This is a genomic window from Streptomyces olivochromogenes (assembly GCF_021538895.1).
Classification (GTDB): Bacteria; Actinomycetota; Actinomycetes; order Streptomycetales; family Streptomycetaceae; genus Streptomyces; species Streptomyces olivochromogenes_A.
The window spans coordinates 1-20,019 of record NZ_JADDRL010000152.1 but is presented as its reverse complement, the minus strand read 5'-3'; the positions used below and the strand labels follow the sequence as shown (position 1 = coordinate 20,019).

The 20,019-nt window shown below is 73.9% G+C and carries 16 protein-coding genes and 1 pseudogene; 10 read left to right on the top strand and 7 right to left on the bottom strand.

Annotation, left to right across the window (positions count from 1 at the left end; translation table 11 throughout):
• Positions 1-233 precede the first annotated feature (233 nt).
• Positions 234-1,003 (top strand): annotated as a pseudogene (locus IPZ69_RS42115) (oxidoreductase); the annotation flags it as partial.
• Between the two features lie 85 nt (positions 1,004-1,088).
• Here the strand turns inward: IPZ69_RS42115 and IPZ69_RS42110 are convergent.
• The 3 genes from IPZ69_RS42110 to IPZ69_RS42095 form a co-directional block, all read right to left on the bottom strand.
• Positions 1,089-2,018, bottom strand: coding sequence for an alpha/beta hydrolase (locus IPZ69_RS42110; RefSeq protein ID WP_235460122.1), 930 nt, complete (start codon positions 2,016-2,018; stop codon positions 1,089-1,091).
• A 360-nt stretch (positions 2,019-2,378) separates the two neighbouring features.
• Positions 2,379-2,543 carry a hypothetical protein gene (locus tag IPZ69_RS42100; protein WP_235460123.1) on the bottom strand — a complete coding sequence of 55 codons (165 nt, stop codon included), beginning with the start codon at positions 2,541-2,543 and terminating at the stop codon, positions 2,379-2,381.
• Positions 2,544-2,600: 57 nt separating this feature from the next.
• Positions 2,601-3,359 (bottom strand): PaaX family transcriptional regulator C-terminal domain-containing protein, encoded by a 759-nt coding sequence (locus IPZ69_RS42095; RefSeq protein ID WP_235460121.1) that lies wholly within the window; start codon positions 3,357-3,359, stop codon positions 2,601-2,603.
• 71 nt (positions 3,360-3,430) lie between these two features.
• On the opposite strand from IPZ69_RS42095, the gene IPZ69_RS42090 reads away from it, so the two are divergent.
• Together IPZ69_RS42090 and IPZ69_RS42085 are read left to right on the top strand one after the other, a co-directional pair.
• Complete coding sequence (locus IPZ69_RS42090; protein WP_235460120.1) at positions 3,431-5,098, top strand: acyl-CoA dehydrogenase family protein; 1,668 nt, start codon at positions 3,431-3,433, stop codon at positions 5,096-5,098.
• Positions 5,099-5,232: 134 nt separating this feature from the next.
• Positions 5,233-7,221 (top strand): HEAT repeat domain-containing protein, encoded by a 1,989-nt coding sequence (locus IPZ69_RS42085; protein WP_235460119.1) that lies wholly within the window; start codon positions 5,233-5,235, stop codon positions 7,219-7,221.
• An 82-nt stretch (positions 7,222-7,303) separates the two neighbouring features.
• On the opposite strand, the gene IPZ69_RS42080 is transcribed toward IPZ69_RS42085, so the two are convergent.
• Positions 7,304-7,888: an Rv1733c family protein gene (locus tag IPZ69_RS42080; RefSeq protein WP_235460118.1), complete on the bottom strand. Its 585-nt coding sequence runs from the start codon at positions 7,886-7,888 to the stop codon at positions 7,304-7,306.
• Between the two features lie 273 nt (positions 7,889-8,161).
• On the opposite strand from IPZ69_RS42080, the gene IPZ69_RS42075 reads away from it, so the two are divergent.
• The 4 genes from IPZ69_RS42075 to IPZ69_RS42060 all read left to right on the top strand — a co-directional run bounded on the left by IPZ69_RS42075 (position 8,162) and on the right by IPZ69_RS42060 (position 12,154).
• Positions 8,162-9,247, top strand: coding sequence for a WD40/YVTN/BNR-like repeat-containing protein (locus IPZ69_RS42075; RefSeq protein ID WP_235460117.1), 1,086 nt, complete (start codon positions 8,162-8,164; stop codon positions 9,245-9,247).
• Positions 9,248-9,403: 156 nt separating this feature from the next.
• Positions 9,404-10,081, top strand: a complete 678-nt coding sequence (locus IPZ69_RS42070) for a uracil-DNA glycosylase (RefSeq protein ID WP_235460116.1) — start codon at positions 9,404-9,406, stop codon at positions 10,079-10,081.
• Positions 10,078-11,088 carry an N-acetylglucosamine kinase gene (locus IPZ69_RS42065; protein ID WP_235460115.1) on the top strand — a complete coding sequence of 337 codons (1,011 nt, stop codon included), beginning with the start codon at positions 10,078-10,080 and terminating at the stop codon, positions 11,086-11,088. Before IPZ69_RS42070 ends, IPZ69_RS42065 begins: the two co-directional genes overlap by 4 nt.
• 142 nt (positions 11,089-11,230) lie before the next feature.
• Complete coding sequence (locus IPZ69_RS42060; protein ID WP_235460114.1) at positions 11,231-12,154, top strand: sirohydrochlorin chelatase; 924 nt, start codon at positions 11,231-11,233, stop codon at positions 12,152-12,154.
• A gap of 97 nt (positions 12,155-12,251) precedes the next feature.
• On the opposite strand, the gene IPZ69_RS42055 is transcribed toward IPZ69_RS42060, so the two are convergent.
• Together IPZ69_RS42055 and IPZ69_RS42050 are read right to left on the bottom strand one after the other, a co-directional pair.
• A complete protein-coding gene (locus IPZ69_RS42055) occupies positions 12,252-13,289 on the bottom strand; it encodes a lactonase family protein (RefSeq protein WP_235460113.1) in 1,038 nt (345 codons plus the stop codon).
• Between the two features lie 107 nt (positions 13,290-13,396).
• On the bottom strand, positions 13,397-14,872 hold the full coding sequence (locus IPZ69_RS42050) for an FUSC family protein (RefSeq protein WP_235460111.1): 1,476 nt from the start codon (positions 14,870-14,872) through the stop codon (positions 13,397-13,399).
• A 258-nt stretch (positions 14,873-15,130) separates the two neighbouring features.
• Here IPZ69_RS42050 and IPZ69_RS42045 point away from each other — a divergent pair, with 258 nt between their 5' ends.
• Positions 15,131-15,610 (top strand): Lrp/AsnC family transcriptional regulator, encoded by a 480-nt coding sequence (locus IPZ69_RS42045; protein ID WP_235460108.1) that lies wholly within the window; start codon positions 15,131-15,133, stop codon positions 15,608-15,610.
• A 20-nt stretch (positions 15,611-15,630) separates the two neighbouring features.
• Entirely contained in the window at positions 15,631-16,329 is a 699-nt protein-coding gene (locus IPZ69_RS42040; RefSeq protein WP_235460106.1) for an HAD family hydrolase, read from the top strand.
• Between the two features lie 52 nt (positions 16,330-16,381).
• On the opposite strand, the gene IPZ69_RS42035 is transcribed toward IPZ69_RS42040, so the two are convergent.
• Positions 16,382-18,013, bottom strand: a complete 1,632-nt coding sequence (locus IPZ69_RS42035; protein ID WP_235460104.1) for a serine/threonine-protein kinase — start codon at positions 18,011-18,013, stop codon at positions 16,382-16,384.
• Between the two features lie 361 nt (positions 18,014-18,374).
• Between IPZ69_RS42035 and IPZ69_RS42030 the strand changes: the two genes are divergently transcribed.
• Positions 18,375-19,847 (top strand): MFS transporter, encoded by a 1,473-nt coding sequence (locus IPZ69_RS42030; protein ID WP_235460102.1) that lies wholly within the window; start codon positions 18,375-18,377, stop codon positions 19,845-19,847.
• Positions 19,848-20,019: the final 172 nt, after the last annotated feature.

The window sequence follows — 20,019 nt, the reverse complement described above, 5'->3', positions numbered from 1 at the left end:
CTCTGGACGCTCCCATGGTGTCGTCTTCAGCGCTGAGAGATCCAGATCAGTCGCCCAGCCGACGAATGCGCCGCCCACGCGCTCTTGGGCCGCAATGATCATTTCCTCTTGCACTTCGGGCGACGTTGTGGCGTCGGTATGGCGGCTCAGCCGCTTCGCCCCGACGACCCTGAGCCCTCCCCTGCGCGGCAGTCGCCGCACACTCCCAGATGTCATGGGTGGAACGATACTTGATGAGATTCGCGCACGCCGGCCGCAAGGCCGCCACGGACCGGCCCTGGAAGGGCGGCGCGCCACTCGGTCCGGACGAATACGGCTGGCAGTCGCTGGCGCCGAGCCCGGTCGCGTTCGACGACCGGCACCCCCAACCCGACGAACTGACGGTGGATCAGATCCAGGAGATTGTCGGCCAGTTCGCGGCCGCCGCCCGGCGGGCGCTCGACGCCGGGTTCGAGATCGCCGAGATCCACGGCGCCCAGGCTATCTGATCAACGAGTTCCTCTCCCCGCACTCCAACCACCGCACCGACGCCTACGGCGGCTCGTACGAGAACCGCACCCGCTTCGCCCTCGAAGTCGTCGACGCCGTACGGAAGGTGTGGCCGGACGACAAGCCGCTGTTCTTCCGCATCTCCGCGACCGACTGGCTGGAGGACGGCGGCTGGACCCCCGACGACACGGTCCGCTTCGCCGGCGAGCTGCACACCCACGGCGTCGACCTGCTCGACGTCTCCACCGGCGGCAACGCCTCGGGCGTCCGCATCCCGACCGGCCCCGGCTACCAAGTACCCTTCGCCGCCCGGGTGAAGGCCGAGACGCGCATGCCGGTCGCCGCCGTCGGCCTGATCACCGAGGCCGAGCAGGCGGCCAAGATCGTGGCCAACGGCGAGGCCGACGCGGTGCTGCTGGGCCGGGAGCTGCTGCGCAACCCGTCGTGGGCCCGGCACGCGGCACGGCAGCTCGGGGGCGCGGTGCGGGTGCCGGAGCAGTACCACCGGTCCTGAAGGGCCACCCTTGTCAACCGGCCGTACGGATCGTGCCGTTGAGCGTGTCCGCAGCAGGGGCTGTCGTCCGGTCGCGGGCGGGCCCTCAGGCCTGGGGAGTGCTCCCGGCGGCGAGGTGGTCGGTGAAGAAGGGGGCCGCCTCCTCGACGGCGCGGTCGACGTACTTGGGGACGTCGTAGAAATCCATGTGGGTGCCGCCGTCGACGACCACGAGCCGCTTCGGACCGCGTACGCGGGCGTGCAGCCCGGTGGAGTGCCACAGTGAGCCCGCCTCGCTGCCGGCCACCATGAGGATCGGCTGGGTCAGCAGGTCCTCGACCAGATGGAAGGCGTCGAACGCGAAGATCTTGGACAGGCTCCTGGCGAAGAGCTTCTTGTTCCGTGCGTGGGGGTGCTGGGCGCGCGGCGTGAGGTAGTAGTCGTGCGCCTCCACGAGATCGCGCGGGGTGTCCTCGTCCGGCTCCCACGGGACGTACGGGAGGTAGGCGGGCTCGGCGCCCTGGGTCTCGGCGGTGCGCTGCCGGGCGGCCGCCTCCAGGGCCGGGACCGCGGCGGAGGCGGGGTCGGTGCCGTACCAGCCCTGGCGGTAGCCGGTGCCGATGTTGAGGCAGCTGACCGTGCCGACCGCCTTGATGCGGTGGTCGGTCATCGTGGCGTTGACGGCGTAGCCGCCACCGGCGCAGATGCCGAGGACACCGATGCGTTCGGGGGCGACGTAACCGAGCGTCTGGAGGTGATCGACGGCGGCGCGGACGTCCTCGACCCGGGCCGCCGGGTCTTCGAGGAAGCGCGGCTCGCCGCCGCTCTCGCCCTGGTGGGAGGCGTCGTAGGCGAGCGTGACGAAGCCCTGTTCGGCCAGTTTGCCCGCGTAGAGGCCGGCCGTCTGCTCCTTGACGCCGCCGCCCGGATGGACGGTGACGATCGCGGCGTGGCCGTGCCCGGGATCGAAGTCCGGCGGGAGGTGGAGGTGGCCGGCCATGATGATCGGGCCGTTGGGGAAGGTGATGGCTTCCATCGGTCGCTCCCTGGTGTCGTCGTGGCGCACTCGACCGGTCGGTGCGAGCGACACCCTCCACACTGGGGGTTGGCACGGGCGTGGGAGACGCTGCCGATGGGGGGTACCAGCAGCCCCTGCGTCGGCGGCGGGAACGAGCCTAGCCTGGCGTCATGGAGATCGCCCAGGACATCAGGGACTTTCTGATGACCCGCCGAGCGAAGATCGCCCCCGACCAGGCTCGCCCCACTCCCGGGCGGTCACCGGGCTCGTCGGCGACCTGGCCACCCACAGCACGGAGTTCCGTACCCGCTGGGCCGCCCACCTCACCCTCCGCTACGAGGCGCTGGACACCGGTGCCACCGGTCTGACTCTGCTCGGCTACACCGCGGAACCCGGCTCCCCCTCCGACGAGGCGCTCCACCTGCTGGCCGACTGGACGGCCACCGAGCGGGAGACGACCGAGCGGAAGGGGACGGCCGCTCCGCACGACAGCGACGGCGACAGCGACAGCGACAGCGACAGCGACAGCGACAGCGACAGCATGCGACTGCCGCACAGGCACTGGCAGCGCGGCACCGTCCCACCGGGCCGATCGACACGCTACGCGTCGGTTTCCTGCCGCCACACCGACCCGGTGATCTCGCGCTGGTAGTCCGCGTACGCGGCCCGCAGCGTCCGGCCCGGCCAGTCGGGCGGGAGGAGTTCGGGGGGCAGTACGGGGTCGGCGAGCAGATGGCGTACGACCGCGGCGAAGGCGGTGAGGCGGTCGGCCGGGCGGTCCGCCTCGGCAATGGACGCGAGCAGGGAACGGGCGGTGGCGGCCCAGGTGTCGAGCGGCCACAGCCGGCCGAGCAACTCGTCCGGGGGGAGGTCGGGGCGGGCGGTGTAGGTCTGGGCCACGCGCTCCAGGTCGGTCGGAAGGGGCCGGCCGAGGTTGGCGGGGCGCAGCCAGACGCCCTCGCGGAGTTCGGCCAGGCGCAGCGCGGCCAACCGGGCGCGCAGGTCGGCGCGTTCGGCGGGGCCCCGGCCGGTCGCCGTGATGACGACCATCTCCCAGTCGCCGCTCCACGCGCGCGTGCGGGGGTGCACCGCGTCGTCCTGGCGGCGCTGGCGGGCCAGCAGCCGGTCGCTGAGCCCGTAGACGGCGTCCGTGCGCCGCAGGTCACCGGCGGCCACCATCCGGCTGAGGGCGGCCCGCAGTGTGGAGCCGCCGACCCCGAAGGGCTCCACCAGCCGGACCAGGTCCTTGACCGGGAGCTCGGGCGGGTGCGTGCCCAGCAGCAGGCTCAGCACGACCGACCGCGCGGACAGCGGCCGCGGGTCGACCTCGCCGGACGGCACTGACACGTTCATCCGCATGGTCACGTACTGTACGTGCGCCTTCTTGTTGCATCATTGCTACGACCGCACGGAAGGTGCAACATGGCGTCATGGTCTCGATACCCGCGCCGTTGCCGCCCCAGCCGCAGCACGCCACCCACGACGTCATCAACCAGGCCTCTCCCCTGGCCCCCTACGACGCCTCCGAGGACGCGGCCCTGCTGGAGGGGCTGCGCCGCGAGGGCGCCGGCTGGGCCGAGGAGGGGATCAGGCGGCTCGGACTGCGCGCCGGGAGCGCCGAGGCGCAGGAGTGGTCCGAGCAGGCCGACCGGCACGAACCGGTGCTGCGCACGCACGACCGCTACGGACACCGGATCGACGAGGTCGAGTTCCACCCCAGCTGGCACCACCTCATGCGGTCCGCGGTCGCCGCGGGCCTGGCGGGCTCCCCCTGGGCGGACGACCGCCCCGGCGCCCATGTCGTGCGCAGCGCGGGCGGGTTGGTGTGGGGGCACACCGAGGCCGGGCACGGCTGTCCCACGTCGATGACGTACGCGGCCGTCCCCGCCCTGCGCACCCAGCCGGAGCTCGCCAAGGTCTACGAACCACTGCTGACGAGCCGGGAGTACGAGCCCGGGCTGCGGGTGCCCACCGAGAAGCGCGGCCTGCTGGCCGGGATGGGCATGACCGAGAAGCAGGGCGGCTCCGACGTCCGTACGAACACCACCGCGGCCACGCCCACCGCCGAACCCGGCGTGTACACACTGCGGGGGCACAAGTGGTTCACGTCGGCCCCGATGTGCGACGTCTTCCTGGTGCTGGCGCAGGCTCCGGGCGGCCTGTCCTGCTTCCTGGTGCCGCGCGTCCTGCCCGACGGCAGCCGCAACACCTTCCGCATCCAGCGGCTGAAGGACAAGCTGGGCAACCGCTCCAACGCCTCCTCCGAGCCCGAGTTCGACGGGACCGTGGCCTGGCTGGTCGGGCCCGAGGGCCGGGGCGTGAAGACGATCATCGAGATGGTCAACTGCACCCGGCTGGACTGCGTGATGATGTCGGCGGCGCTGATGCGCAAGACGCTCGTCGAGGCGGGCCACCATGCGCGCCATCGCAGCGCGTTCGGCGCGCGCCTGATCGACCAGCCGCTGATGCGCAACGTCCTGGCCGATCTCGCGCTGGAGTCCGAGGCCGCGACGACGCTCACCCTGCGGCTGGCCGGGGCCGCCGACCGCGCGGTGCGCGGGGACGCCGGGGAACAGGCCTTCCGGCGCATCGCGACCGCCGTCGGCAAGTACTGGGTGACCAAGCGGGGACCGGCCTTCACCGCGGAGGCCCTGGAGTGCCTGGGCGGCAACGGCTACGTGGAGGACTCGGGCATGCCGCGCCACTACCGGGAGGCCCCGCTGCTGTCGATCTGGGAGGGCTCGGGCAACGTCAACGCGCTAGACGTGCTCCGGGCGCTGGCCCGGGAGCCCGGCGCCGCGGAGGCCCTGTTCGCCGAACTCGCCCTGGCGCGAGGGGCGGACGCGCGGCTCGATGCGGCCGTCACCGCCCTGAAGGACGGATTGGCCGAAACCGATCAGCTGGGCGCCCGCCGGCTCGTGGAGCGGATGGCCCTGGCGCTCCAGGCCTCCCTCCTGGTCCGGCACGCTCCGTCCGCGGTCGCCGACGCCTTCTGCGCCTCCCGGCTGGGCGGCGACTGGGGGTACGCCTTCGGCACCCTGCCCGGCACGGCCGGCCTCGACGCGATCCTGGAGCGGGCGCTGCCCGGCGGGAACTGATCCCTCCGTCCGGGCACACGGTGCGTGGCCGGTGACAGCCGACGGATCGCACACAGTCGTCGCTCGATTCCGCTTCGTTGTCAGTGCCGTGGTGCACACTCGCGATCAGGTGGCACTCGCCTGGGGAGGACAACGTGTTCACGGGGATCGACGAGGTCGACTGGGCTTCGCTGCGGCATGCCTACGGCAGTGCGCGGGACGTGCCCGGACTGCTGCGGGGACTCGCCTCCGCGGACCCTGCGGAGCGCGGCGTCGCGCTCGACGGGATGTACGGCTCGGTGCACCACCAGGGGAACGTGTACGACTCCACGCTGGCCTGCGTTCCGTTTCTGTTCCGGCTGCTGGCCCGCGAGGAGGTGCCCGAACGGGGCGGCATAGTCGAGCTGCTGGTCAGCATCGGTGAGGAGAGCGTCGGCGGAGGCAGTGTCCGCGCGCACGCCGCGGTGCGCGCGGGCGCGGAGACCTTCGTCGCACTGGCCGGGGACCGGGACCCCGGGGTGCGGCGTGCGGCGCCCGCTGCACTGGTGCGGTTCCTGGACGAACCGGCCCGTGTGCTCGGGCTGTTGCGGCAGCGGATCACGGTCGAGCGGGACGACCGGGTGCTGCTCGCCCTGACCGAGGGCCTGGGCCTGTTCGTGCGGCGCCATCCCGCGCACTCGGCCAGGGCCGTGGATGTGCTGTCCGCGCAGACCGCTCCGCCGTACGATCCCGGACTCCGGCTCGCGGCGATCGGGCAGCTCGCGCTCGGCGCGCCCGACCGTGTCCCGGCCGAGCTCGTCGCGACCGTCGTCCGGCTGCTCAGGGAGCGGTCCGAGCACCGGTCCGGCGGACCGGACCGGCCCGCCGAGGACACACTGGTCGGGCGGATACGGCGGCTGCGGCCCTCGGACGAGGAGGGCTCGCACCTGCTGCGCACCGTGCACACCGCGCTGGGCGGCCGGATCGCGGACCGGAGCGCCCTGCTCACCGGGCAGTTGACCAGCCCGGACCCGATCGACCGGTGCAATGCCGTGTGGATGTCGGCCGGGCTGTTCCGGGAGTGGCGCGGCGACCACCGGCAGCCGGTCGCGCTGATCGGCGCCCAATTACGCGCCGAACAGGACCAGTTACGGGAGGCCGCGGTCTCCGTCCTGTCCGAGCTGTTCGAACTGGCCGCACCGGCCGCGGACGACCTGCACGCGCTGCTGGCCGCGCGCCCCGGGCTGCGGGTGCACCGGTGGGAGCGGGGGGCGCCGACGCTGGGCGGGCCCCTCAAGGCCCTGGCCAGGAGCGGGGATCCACGGGCGGTGCCGGCTCTGGCCGGGGTGCTGGCGGGGCCCGTCGTGCCCGACGACCTGGGACGCGTGATCGTCCATCTGGGGCCGGCCGCGGCACCTCTCGCGCCCGCGCTGCGGCGCAGGCTCGGCCAGGTGCCCCTCGGCTCACCGGAGACGGCCGGCCGTGCCGTTCCTCTGCTGTCGGCGCTCAGGGCCCTCGCCGACGCCGAGTCCCTGCCGGAGGTACTGCGCCTCCTGCGCGCCGCGCCCGGCCGTCCCGGCCCCGGGGACACCCTCGTGGGCCACGCCGTCCGGACCGTGGACGCGTTCGGGCCGGCCGCGCGGGCGGCCGTTCCGGTCCTGCGGGAGCTGCTGCTCGGCACGCGGTACGCGGCCGCGGCGGCCGGTGCCCTGTGGTCGGTGGAGGGGGACGCCGCCGCCGTACTGCCCGTGCTGGTCGGGGAGTTGGCCGGTGACCGGGCGATGCGCCGTCAGGCCGCAGAGGAACTCGCCCGCCTCGGGCCCGCCGCCCGCGCCGCGTTACCGGGCCTGCGCCGGATGGCCGCCTCCGACCAGGTCGGGGAGCGGACGTCGGCGGCCTGTGCCCTGTGGCGCATCGGCGGCGAGGCGGAACCCGTCGTGCCGGTGTTCCGCGCCGCCTGGGCCGAGAACCGCCGCACCCGCGTCAAGATCGCCGAGTGCCTGTCCGAGATGGGCGCGGCGGGCATGCCCCTGTGGAACCTGCTGGAGAAGGAACTCACGTCCCCGCGCCGCCACACCGCCCGCCCGGGCGGCTACGGCAGCCACGACATCCCGAAGGACGAGCGGCTGCTGCGGATGTGCAGGGGCGTGCTGGCGGAGGTGTAGCGACACGACGCGGGGACACCGGTCGCGTGGCATCGGTGCGGCTCGGAGCCGACACCACCGCCACGCGCACGCGTGCGCGCTGTCACCCCGTCGTGCGGCCCCACTGTGGTCCGAAGCGGGCCCACTCCGCGTCCCAGTGGTCCATGCGGTGGCGTTCCAGGCGGCCGCGCACGGCCAGGCCGGTGATGAAGGGGACCGCCGCCGTGCTCACGCCGGCGAGTCCGCCTATCAGGTTGGCGCGGCGGTGGGCCTGGGCGGCGGTGACGGGGCGGGTGACGAGGTGGCCCCTGGGGTCCGTCCAGACCGTGATCGGGGTACCGGCCTTGCTGCCGGGCGCGACCCGGGCCTGCCCGGTGTGCGACGAGCCGTCGGTCAGGGTCCAGCGCACCTTCGTCCACACCTGCCCGACGCCGGAGCCGGACGTGGCCGATCCCGGCGCCTTCTGAGCGACCTGGGCCACGACCGGATGCCATTCGACACGCTCCCGGGCCAGCCCGTGCTCCACCGAGCGGCTCGCCACGAGACCGGCGACCACCCCGGTCACGACGGTGACCAGCCAGGCGCCGAGCAGCACCCACGCCTCCACCACGTCGGCACGGCGCTTGAGCGGGTTGCGCCGCCAGCGCCACAGCCAGACCTTCGGACCACGGAACGCCTTCAACGGCATCCTCCTCACGAGCGCACGGACAGGCCGGACCGCCCTCCCATACGGGAGACGGCCGCTCGTTGCTCACGTCGAGCTCCCCACCCGACGGTCGCACAGCGCGCGCCGCTCGCGCGGGTTTCTGCCGCAACGGAACCCGCCGTTCTCGGCCGTGCCCCGACGCCACCGCTCTGACCTGCGGTGACGTAACGGCTGGGGACGACTGTCAGTGCCGGGGTGCAGACTGGCCGATGTCTGAAAACTACCTGTGACAAAGACGTCCCGGAGGTGGTCGGCATGACCGAGGTTCTGCTCGCCGTGGGTACCCGAAAGGGCCTGTTCATCGGGCGGCGGCGAGGTGGCGCCTGGGAGTTCGACGAGAGTCCCTGCTTCAACGCACAGGCCATCTACTCCGTTGCGATCGACACCCGCGGCGAGATCCCACGGCTGCTGGCGGGCGGCGACAGCGCGCACTGGGGCCCGTCGGTGTTCCACTCCGACGACCTGGGCCGCACCTGGACCGAACCGTCCCGGCCGGCCGTCAAGTTCCCCAAGGACACCGGCGCTTCGCTGGAGCGGGTCTGGCAGCTGCACCCGGCCGCAGCGGAGCCGGAGGTGGTGTACGCGGGCACGGAACCGGCCGCCCTGTACCGGTCCGAGGACCGCGGGGAGAGCTTCGAACTCGTCCGGTCCCTGTGGGAACACCCCACCCGGTCGCAGTGGGTGCCGGGCGGCGGCGGTGAGGGGCTGCACACCGTCGTCACCGACCGGCGCGACCCCCGGGCGGTCACCGTCGCCGTGTCCACGGCCGGGGTGTTCCGCACCACGGACGGCGGTGCGAGCTGGAACCCGTCCAACTCCGGTGTCTCCGCGGTGTTCCTGCCCGATCCGGACCCGGAATTCGGCCAGTGCGTCCACAAGATCGCCCAGGACGGAGTCGTCCCCGACCGGCTCTATCTCCAGAACCACTGGGGGGTCTACCGCAGTGACGACGCCGGCGCGCGGTGGACCGACATCGGCGAGGGACTGCCGTCCACCTTCGGCTTCGCTGCGGCCGCCCACCCCCATCGCGCGGACACGGCCTACGTCTTCCCGATCAACGCGGACGCCGACCGGGTGCCCGCCGGCCATCGCTGCCGTGTCTTCCGCACGGCGGACGCGGGCAAGACCTGGGATCCGCTGACGGCCGGGCTGCCGACGGAGGACCACTACGGCACGGTGCTGCGCGACGCGCTCTGCACGGACGACGCCGATCCGGCGGGCGTCTACTTCGGCAACCGCAACGGCGAGGTGTACGCCTCGCACGACGACGGCGACAGCTGGCGGCAGTTGGCCTCCCATCTGCCGGACGTGCTGTGCGTGCGCGCCGCGGTCGTCGCCTGAGGCCCACGGCCCGGTGGAAGGGGCGTGGGGCGGGAACGAAGGGGCAGCCGACAGGAAGGAAGGTTCCGGTCATACGAGTCGACGGTTCGGTCATCCTCGGTCGGCCCGGGTCCACCGCTTGATCGTCGGGCCGCGTACGGCAGTAGGGTGACGCCCGTGGCACCACGACCCTTGCATGAAATCCTCGAACCGGGCTGGGCGAAGGCCCTGGAACCCGTCGCCGCGGGCATCGCCTCGATGGGCGACTTCCTGCGCGCGGAGATCGCCGCCGGGCGCACCTACCTCCCGGCCGGGGCGAACGTCCTGCGGGCCTTCCAGCAGCCCTTCGACGACGTACGCGTCCTGATCGTCGGCCAGGACCCGTATCCGACCCCGGGGCACGCGGTGGGGCTGTCCTTCTCGGTCGCGCCGGAGGTCCGCCCGCTGCCGCCCAGCCTCATCAACATCTTCCGGGAGCTGAACACCGACCTGGGCCTGCCCCAGCCGTCCAACGGCGACCTGACCCCGTGGACGCAGCAGGGCGTCCTGCTGCTCAACAGGGCGCTCACCACGGCCCCGCGCAGTCCGGGCGCACACCGCGGCAAGGGTTGGGAGGAGGTCACCGAACAGGCCATCCGCGCGCTGGCCGGGCGCGGCAAGCCGCTGGTGTCCATTCTCTGGGGGCGTGACGCCCGCAATCTGCGTCCGCTCCTGGGCAGTCTGCCGTCGGTGGAGTCCTCCCATCCCTCACCGATGTCGGCCGACCGCGGATTCTTCGGCTCGCGCCCGTTCAGCCGGGCCAACGACCTCCTGATCCAGCAGGAAGGTCAGCCGGTCGACTGGCGTCTGCCGTGACCGGTCGGGCGGGCGCCGTGCCGGGTGACGCGGGGGCCGTGACCGGTGTCCTGGCCGTCGACTCGGGCGGCTCCGGCCTCCGGGCCACGGTCGGCGTTCCCGGGCGGGAGCCGTCGGCGCCGCGCTCGTCGCGGGAGCCGGTGCGGACCGGTGCGCGGGGGATCGACCCCGGGCATCTGCTGGAGCAACTCCTGCCGATGGCACATGCGTTGACCGCCGAGGCCGGGGTGGACCGGCTGGACACCGTGGTCGTCGGGGCCGCCGGGTTCGCCACCCTGGGCGACGCGCTGCGCGCCGAACTGCCCGGCGCCCTGGCCCGGGAGCTGGGCGTGCGCGCCGTCGCGCTGGCCGCCGACGCCGTCACCGCGTACATCGGCGCCCTCGGGCCGCGCCCCGGTGCCGTGGTCGCCGCCGGTACGGGGCTGATCGCGATCGGCACCGATCTCACGCGCTGGCGGCGGGCCGACGGCTGGGGACACCTGCTGGGCGACTGCGGCAGCGGCGCCTGGATCGGGCGGGCCGGCCTGGAGGCGGCCCTGCGCGCGCACGACGGACGGGACGGCGGCTCCGTCCGGCTGCTGGCCTGCGCCGAAGAACAATTCGGGCCGATCACGGGTCTTCCCGGCCTGCTCTACCCGCGCTCCGACCGCCCCGCCGTCCTCGCCTCCTTCGCGCCCCGGGTGGCCGCCCGCGCGGCGGACGACCCGGTCGCGGCCGGCATCCTGCGCGACGCCGCCCGGCACATGGCCGAGTCCGCCGCGGCCGTGTGCCCTGCGGCGGGAGAGCCCCGCATCGCGCTCACCGGGGGCCTGTTCGGGATGGGTGACCCGCTCCTCGTACCCCTGGGCGAGGAGTTGGCGCGCCGACTCCCGCACGCGCGCCGGGTGCCGGCCGAGGGCGATCCGCTGCACGGCGCCCTGCGGCTGGCCACCGAGCTGGCGGCCGGGAGGCTCACCCTGCCGGGTGAAAAGACGATGCTCTACGTGGTGAGCACAAAAGGTGATTGATCCCATTGCCGGAGTAAGTGTCCGGCAAGTGCCCCGATCACTTGACATGCGTACGTAACTCATCAGACAAAACCGGACGGATACCGCTCACCTGCACCCTCCCCGAACAGGGGAGCCCAAGAAGCCAGTAACATGCGGCGCCATGAGCTCCCCCACTGGGCCCGCGTCCGGCCTGCCAGTACGAATGCCGCGACCCCGCCAGCCCGGACGGCACCGCCGCCCCGAACCGCTGGTGGCTCCCGAGGGCGCGCCCGCGCTCGTTCTCGCGGTGCCAGGCACGCCCAGCACCGCCACGCGCGGCCTCGCCGAGGAGGTCGTGAGCATCGCCCGCTCCGAGCTGCCCGGCCTGGACGCCCGGATCGGGTACCTCGACGGGGACGACGCGGAATTCCCCACCCTCCAGTCCGTCCTCACGCACGCCGCGGACGAGCGCACGGCCCGCTACGAGCAGGCCATCGCCGCCGGTGTCGAGGTCAAGGAGCCCGACGGCCCGGTCGCCGTCGTCGTGCCGCTGCTGGCCGGTCCGGACAGCGCGCTGCTGCGCCGGGTCCGCCAGGCCGTGATGGACAGCCGGATCGCCGCCGACCTGACCGACGTCCTCGGCCCGCACCCGCTGCTCGCCGAGGCGCTGCACGTGCGTCTGTCCGAGGCGAGTCTCGCGCGCGCCGACCGCGCCCGTCTGTTCACCGTGGCCACCGCCGCGGACGGCATCATCCTCGCCTCCGTCGGTGGCGACGAGGCCGTGCAGGCCGCCGGGATCACCGGCATGCTGCTCGCCGCGCGCCTCGCCGTGCCGGTGATGTCCGCGGCTCTGGACCAGGAGGGTTCGATCGCCTCCGTCGCCGAGCAGCTGCGCTCCTCCGGCTCGCAGCAGCTGGCGCTGGCGCCGTACCTGATAGGGCCCGAGATCGACCCGGGTCTGCTGGCGGCGGCCGCCGCCGAGGTCGGCTGCGCCACCGCCGAGCCGCTCGGCGCCTACCCGGCGATCGGCAAGCTGGCCCTCTCCAAGTACACGACGGCGCTCGGCATCGCCCCGCCGCAGCAGCAGGGCACCCCGGTGCGCTGACGCCCCACGGCACCCGTACGACGCAGGGCCCGCTCCCGACAAGGGAGCGGGCCCTGCGCCGTGCCCGGCAGGCTCGGCGCAGGAGGCTGCGGGGCGGTCAGCCCAGGACCACGCAGGAGGCGGCCGGCACGTCCACCGAGCCGTCGTAGCACGGCAGCCCGGTCGCCCGGTCCACGGCGAACCAGGTGACGTTCCCGGAGCGCTCGTTGGCCGCGTAGAGGAAACCGCCGCACTCGGCCAGGGCGCGCGGCCAGTGGCCGCCGCAGGGCACCGTGCCGGTCAGCCGCAGCCCCTGGCCCTGCCCCTCGACGGCGAACACGGACAGGACGTCCTCGCCGCGGGTCGCGGTCCACACGAAGCGGCCGTCGGGCGAGACGGCGATGCCGGAGGGGTACGCGTCGCCGGCCGGGGCGCCGGGCAGGACCGGCGTCTCGGTCAGCGGCTTCAGGGAACCGTTCTCGGCGTCCCAGCGGCACACGGTGACGGTCGGGGTGAGTTCGTTGACGACGTAGGCGTACGAGCCCTCCGGGTGGAAGGCGAGGTGCCGGGGGCCCGAGCCGGGCCGCAGCGCGATCTCGCGGTGCACCACCGGGGCGCCCCTGTCCAGCGTGCACACCCGTACCGAGTCGGTACCGAGGTCCACGCTGACCACCCAGCGGCCGCTGGGGTCGGGCTGGACCTGGTGGGCGTGCGGGCCGCGCTGGCGGCGCTCGTGCGGGCCCGAGCCGGCGTGCTGGAGCAGCCCGGACCTGGCGGGCCCGAGGGTTCCGTCGGCACGTACCGGCACGGCGGTGACGCTGCCGGAGCCGTAGTTGGCGGTCAGGACGTGTCCGGCGTGCAGGCTGAGGTGCGTGGGCCCGCTGGCCCCGACCGGCACGGGCGGCCCGGCGAGCTCCAGTTTGTCGCCCGCGACGCGGTACGCGGCCACCGCGCCGTCGGCCGTCTCGCTGACCGCGTACAGCCGGTCCCCGCGCGGCGACAGGGCCAGGTAGGACGGGTCGGGGACGCCGTTGAGACCGGCGATCAGGGTCAGCGCGCCGCTGTGCGGCTGGACGGCCGCCATGACGAGGCCTGGCCCGCCGGCCGCCGTGAACGACCCGATGAACGCCCTCCGCCGCCTGCTGTCGTCTGCCACCGCTGTCCCCTCTCGGTCGGAGCCGGTCCGGGGCTGACGGTAGCAGTCGATCAAGCGCGGTCTAGACCAAGCTCTGCCGCATGGCGCCGCGTGATGAGGGCGGGGCCTCAGGCACCCACCAGTCGGGAGCCCGACGGCGTGCGCAGCGGCTCCGCGAGGGCGGCCAGGGCGCGCTCCAGGCCGTGCAGGTGGGCCAGCGCGGGCTCCACGGGCGGCTCGACCGGGCAGGCGGGGTGTCCGTCGCCGCCCTCGGTGAGCGCCTCGACGGCCGCCTCCACCCGCCGGCAGGCCGCGACCAGGCGGGCGTCGTGCGAGGCCTCCGGGTCGGCGGCGACGGCGACGAGGCCGCGGATCTCGCGGGCGCAGTCGTCGAGGAGGGCCAGGACGCGGCGGGCGCGCCGCTTGCGGGCCCGCATCGGGTTCAGCGGGTGTACGAGCGGGGCGACCGAGAGCCGTACCCGGCCGAGCAGCTGCTCCAGTTCGGCCACGCGCGGCGCCGCGTCGGCCGTCCGCGAACCGGCCTCGGCGGTGCACGCGTGGACGCAGCGCAGGGCCCGCTGGATCCAGGCGTCGGTGGTGGTGTGGGTGGTGACGGGCAGCAGCAGGAGCACGGCCAGGACGGCCCCGAGGGCGCCGACACCGGTCTCCGCGAGCCGCACGGCGAGCAGACCGGGGCTCAGGACGCCGAGGAGGCCGTAGAGCAGTTCGGCGAGCAGCGTCACGCAGAGCATCATCCAGGTGTACGACACGGCGGCCGAGTAGAAGATGCCGAAGACGGCCACGGCGACGAGGACGGCCGTGGGGACCGGTGCCCCGTTCACCGGGACGGCGACGAGCAGGCCCAGACCGATGCCGATGAAGGTGCCGAGCACCCGGCGGAAGCCGCGCACCAGCGTCTCGCCGCGCGAGGCGGTGTTCACGAAGACCCACCAGGTGGCGCCGACGGCCCAGTACCAGCGCTGTCCGGAGACCAGCTGGCCCACCACGAGGGCGAAACCCGCGCCCGCGGTCGCCTGGACGGCCTGCCGGGTGGTCACCCGGGCCAGGCCCGTGCCGCCGGGCGGGGCGGGCAGGGACGGCACCGGCAAGCGGCGCTCGTAGCACCACAGTCCGAAACGGACCGCCGCCGCGGTGGCCACGGACAGCAGGACGGCGGCGTACAGCTCCGGCAGCTGCCCGGCGGTGGCGTGCAGGAACTGCGCGACGAAGAAGGTCATGAAGGCGAACACGCCGAGGCTGTGGCCGCGCGGCCCCCAACGCCGCGCGTACACGCCGGCGCCGACCACGGCGAGGAACGCGAGGTCCCGGGCCACGGGGTGGTCGTGCAGCTCCGCCGCCACGGCGAGGACCGGAACACCCACGGCGGGCAGCAGCGCGGTGGTGACCGCCTGCCCGCGCACGGTCGGGTCGGTGACGGTGAACAGGGCGAGCAGCGCGGCGAGCCCGCCGGCGACGGCGCCCACGAGGGAGTGTCCGGCCAGGCCGCAGACGAGCACGGCCGCCCCGATGCCGAGGACGGCCCGCGCGGCGAAGCGCAGCCGCAGCCGCCCCGGATCCGGAGCCACGAACACCCTCTTCAGCACTGCTTCCCGCCCCTCTCGCACAACGGCATGAAAAAGGCGCCGCGGGATCCGCAGCGCCATCGACACGTCCATGAGAGCATCCCGACGCCCACTGGCTCAAGTGCCGACTGAATCACAGAACCATTGGCACAGCACCAAGCCCGCTGCGTCGTCCGCGCGAGAGCCAACGGACCAGGTCGGACGGCACATCCGGGCTGCGCCCGGCTGAGCCATTGGTACAGTCGACCTTGATCGACCAGGCGAGGAGGCCGGAGCACCATGGCCGTGGACGAGCTCGACACCCGCATCCTGCGGCTGCTGCTGGAGCAGCCGCGCACCAGCGTGCGTGAGTACGCCCGGATCCTCGGTGTCGCCCGCGGCACCCTCCAGGCCCGCCTCGACCGCCTGGAGCGGGACGGTGTGATCACCGGAACGGGCCCCTCGCTCTCCCCCGCCGCGCTCGGCCACCCGGTGCTCGCCTTCGTGCACATCGAGGTCACCCAGGGCCACCTGGACGACGTCGGCGACGCGCTGGCCGCCGTACCGGAGATCGTCGAGGCCTTCTCGATCACCGGCGGCGGCGATCTGCTGACCCGGGTCGTGGCGCGGGACAACGCCCACCTGGAGGACGTGATCCAGAAGCTGATCAGCCTGCCGGGCGTGGTGCGCACCCGCACGGAGGTGGCCCTGCGCGAGCGCGTCCCGCACCGGCTGCTGCCGCTGGTGGAGTCGGTGGGGCGGACGGCGGCCCGCGCCTAGCGGTTGGCATGCTGGACGCCATGGGCACCCTCGGCGGCATCGCGGTCATCTTCGATCTCGACGGCACCCTCGTGGACAGCGAGCCGAACTACTACGAGGCGGGCCGCCGGACGCTGGCCGACCACGGCGTCCCGGACTTCACCTGGGCGGACCACGAGAGCTATGTCGGGGTCAGCACCCACGAGACGGTCGTGCTCTGGAAGCGGCGCTACGGCTTGAGCGCCCCCGTGGACGAACTGCTCGACGCGACGAACCGGCACTATCTGGAACTCGCCCGCGCCCGCACGCCCGTGTACCCCGAGATGCGGACGTTCGTGGAACTGCTCGTCGCCGAGGGCGTCCCGGTGGCCGTGGCCTCGGGCTCCTCCCCCGCGGCCATCGAGGCGATCCTGGCGGGCACGGGCCTGGACACCCACCTGCGCACGGTCGTGTCGGCCGACGAGGTGGCCCGCGGCAAGCCCGCGCCCGACGTGTTCCTGGAGGCGGCGCGCCGCCTCGGGGCGGCCCCGGCGGACTGCGTGGTCGTGGAGGACGCGGCACCGGGGGCGGCCGCCGCCCACGCGGCCGGAATGCGGTGCGTCGCCGTTCCGTACGTCGCCGCGCAGGCCGACGCCCCGGAGTTCGCCACGGCGGGGCTGCTCCTGCGCGGCGGACAGGCGGAGTTCACGGCACGCACGGCGTACGCGTGGCTGCTGGACGCGGGGGCGGGGGCGGCCTGACGGCGCGCGGAGCGCGGCCGGGGATGCGGGGACACCTGGCGGGGCGGCTCCCCTACGCGGCCGTGGCCGCGGCCGCGCAGGTCGTCTTCAGTTCCTCCAGGTCGTCGGTCATCGCGTCCGAGGCGGTGTCGTAGCCGGAGAACCCCGGCGCCGTTTCGGAGTCCGACAGTGCCCTGGCGTCCGCGGCCAGGGCACGGATCGCGGATTCCACGCTCCCGTCGGTCGCCTCCTCCGCGGCGGAGTCCAGGTCCGAGGCCATGTCCCGGAAGCGCCCGGCGACGGTCGGCCGGTCGGCGGTGGTCATGGGCGAGGGCATCAGGTCGAACTGGTTCTCCATGGCGTCGATGGCTTCGGAGCACCCGGCGTTCGCGGGGGTGGTGGGCGTGGCCTCGGTGGTGGTGATCGGGTCCGGCTCCGTCGATCTGGGGGTGTACGGGTCGTAGGTGGCCGTACCGACGGTGGTCGACGAGCCGGAGGCGTTCGCGTCGTCCTTCTTGGTCTCGTGCACGGCCAGGAAGACGGCGACGGCGGCGACGATCACCAGCAGCGCGGCCGCGGCGCTGCCGTTGCTGTTGTTGCCGTTGCCGTTGCCATTGCCGTTGTTGCCGCTGCCTTGTGCCGCCCCGGCCGGTTTGCGGGTGGCGACCGTGGCCCTGGCCGTCGGCTGCTTCGGCGCGCTCGACGCTCCCTTGGACCGCGTGGCCGCGGTGGAGGCCTTCGACCCGCTCGACCCGCCGGTGGCCGGCGTGGCCGCCGGGGTGGCCTTCCGCGCGCTCGACCCGTTCGCGGGCGGCGTGGCCTCGGGAGGCAGCTGCGACGCGCTCGACGCGTCTTTCCCTCGTACCTGCTCGGAGGTCCAGGTCGACGGGTCGTCGAGCATCAGGAGCGCCTGGGCAACAGTGGGACGTCGGGCGGGGTCCTTCTCCAGGAGCGCGGTGATGAGGAGTTCCAGCCGGCCCGCCCGCCGCGGCCGCGGGGGCGGCTCGGTCAGCAGCGCGACGATCGTCGCCGTCGGGTTGTCGCGGCGGAACGGGGAGACGTCCTCGACTGCCTGGTAGAGCGTCGCGCCGAGCGAGAAGAGGTCGCCGGCCGGCTCGTCGTCACCGCCGTGGGCGCGTTCCGGCGCGACGTACTCCAGGGAACCGACGAGGTCGCCCGTGGTGGTGAGGGAGGTGTCGGTGGAGTGGACGGCGATGCCGAAGTCGGTGAGGAGGAAGGAGCCGTCGTCGGCCACCATCACGTTCGCGGGCTTGACGTCCCGGTGGACGATGCCCGCGGTGTGCGCGGCCCGCAGCGCGTCCAGGAGGCACCGGGCGGCGTCGATCGCGGTCGCCTCGGGTAACGGGCCCTCGCCGGCGAGGTGCTGTTCCAGCGAGTGCCCGGCGACCAGCCGCATCACCATCCACGGCTTGTCGTCCTCGGTGACCATGTCGTGCACGGCGACGATGTGCGGGTGGTCGCGCAGGGCGGCGGCGTTGCGGGCCTCGCGTTCGGCGCGAACCAGCCGGCGGGCGTGCTCCTTGGGCGAGGTCGCCGGCGGGAGGTAGACCTCCTTGACCGCCACGTCCAGGCCCAGCATCTGGTCGCGGGCCTTCCAGACGATTCCGTACCCGCCGCGCGCCAGCACCTCGTCCAGGCGGAACCGGCCCGCGACCACCCTGCCCGGCTGGGTCTCCTGCGCCATGCTGCCGCCTGTCCGTACTCGGAATCTGTGCGTGCGTCAGATGATGATGCCGCCCGAATTCGTTGGCAAGTGCCGCTATCCAAACAGTCGACGGCCGGCATCGCCACCCGGAAGAACCAATACGACAGGCCGACTTGTCAGCCCGGCCCGGAGCCCGGTCGGCGCGGGCGGACAAGGGCCCGACAGGGGCCCGACAGGGGCCCGACAGGGGCCCGACAGGGGCCCGACGAGGTGCTGTCGAGGAGCGGACGGCCGACCACCGCGCCGCGGGACGACGAGCGCGCCACGGCGTCCGTTCCTACCGTGGGCGCAGGACTGCACAGGAAGGCGAGCGCATGCCCACCGACACGATCCACGCCCCATGACCACGGTCGAGGCCCGCTCCACGGCGCCGGTCGCCGACGAGCGCCGCTGGAAGGCGCTCGCGGTGTGTCTGACCGCGGGCTTCATGACCCTGCTCGACACGTCGATCGTCAACGTGGCGCTGCCGTCGATGGAACACCGACTGCACGCCCCGCAGGCCGATCTGTCGTGGGTGGTCTCCGGCTACGCCCTCACCTACGGCCTGGTCCTCGTGCCGGCGGGACGGCTGGGCGACCTGCGGGGCCGCAGGCAGACCTTCCTCACCGGCGTCGCGCTGTTCACGCTGGCCTCGGCGGCGTGCGGGCTGGCCCCGTCCTCCGGGTGGCTGGTGGTGTTCCGGCTGCTCCAGGGCGTGGCGGGCGGCATGATCGCGCCCCAGGGATCGGGGCTGATCCAGCAGATGTTCCAGGGCACCGAGCGCGCCCGGGCGTTCGCCATGTTCGGCAGCGTCGTCGCCGTCTCCACGGCGGTCGGCCCGCTCGCGGGCGGCATCCTGATCGAGGCGTCCGGCAGCTGGCGCTGGGTGTTCTACGTCAACCTGCCCATCGGCGTCGCGGTGTTCGCGGCCGCGCTGCGGCTGCTGCCGCACGCCCCGCCCCGGGGCGCGCGGGAGGGGTTCGACGTGCCCGGCGTCCTGCTGCTCGGCTCCGGCGCCCTCGCGCTGATGCTGCCCCTGGTACAGGAACAGCAGTGGTCCGGGCGCGACAAGTGGGCGCTGATCCCCGTGGGCCTGCTGCTCCTGGTCGCGTTCTGGGCCTGGGAGCGGCGGCAGCTGCGGCAGCGCCGGGGGCCGCTGGTGGACCTGCGGCTGTTCGCCCGCCGGTCGTTCTCGCTCGGCGCGCTGCTGAGCCTCGTGTACTTCGCCGGGTTCACCTCGGTCTTCTTCGTGTACACCTTGTTCCTGCAGAACAGCCTCGGCTACAGCGCCCTCGCGGCGGGGCTGGCCGCGATGCCGTTCGCGGTCGGCTCGGCGGTCGCCGCGCTGGCCGGTGGCCGGCTCGTCCTGCGGTACGGCCGCGGTCTCGTGGTCCTCGGGCTGAGCGCCGTGGCGCTGGGCCTGGTCGGGACGATCCTGGCGGTACGGCAGGTGCCGGGCGAGGGCGTGGGGTGGGCGGCGGCGCTGCCCCTGCTCGTCGCCGGTGTGGGCTCCGGCCTGACCGTGTCCCCGAACACCACGCTCACCCTCGCCCGCGTCCCGGTGCGGCGCGCCGGCGCCGCCGGAGGGGTGCTGCAGACGGGGCAACGGGTCGGGTCGGCCGCCGGTATCGCCGCCGTCGGCGCGGTGTACTTCGCCCATCTGGCCAACCACGGCCACGACACCGGGGCGCTCCAGCTCGGCATGCTGACCGCCCTGGGGTTCGTCCTGACCGGTCTGGCCCTGGCCATCGCCGACCTCCGCGAGCGCAGCGCGCCGCGCCCCTGGCAGACCCGGGAGCCGAAGCCCCGACAAGACACCGCGACGAAGCCCTGACCGAGCCGCTGGCGGAAGCGTAGGTGCTACGACCACCATGAAGGCCTGCCCGCCCGGGGCCCGCGCTACGAGCGTCGTGTCGGCCTGCCCTGCCGGGTTCCCGCGCCACGGCTACCGCTCCGGCCTGCCGGTCCGGTCCCCGTGCTACGACCGCCGTCTCGGCGTGCCCGTC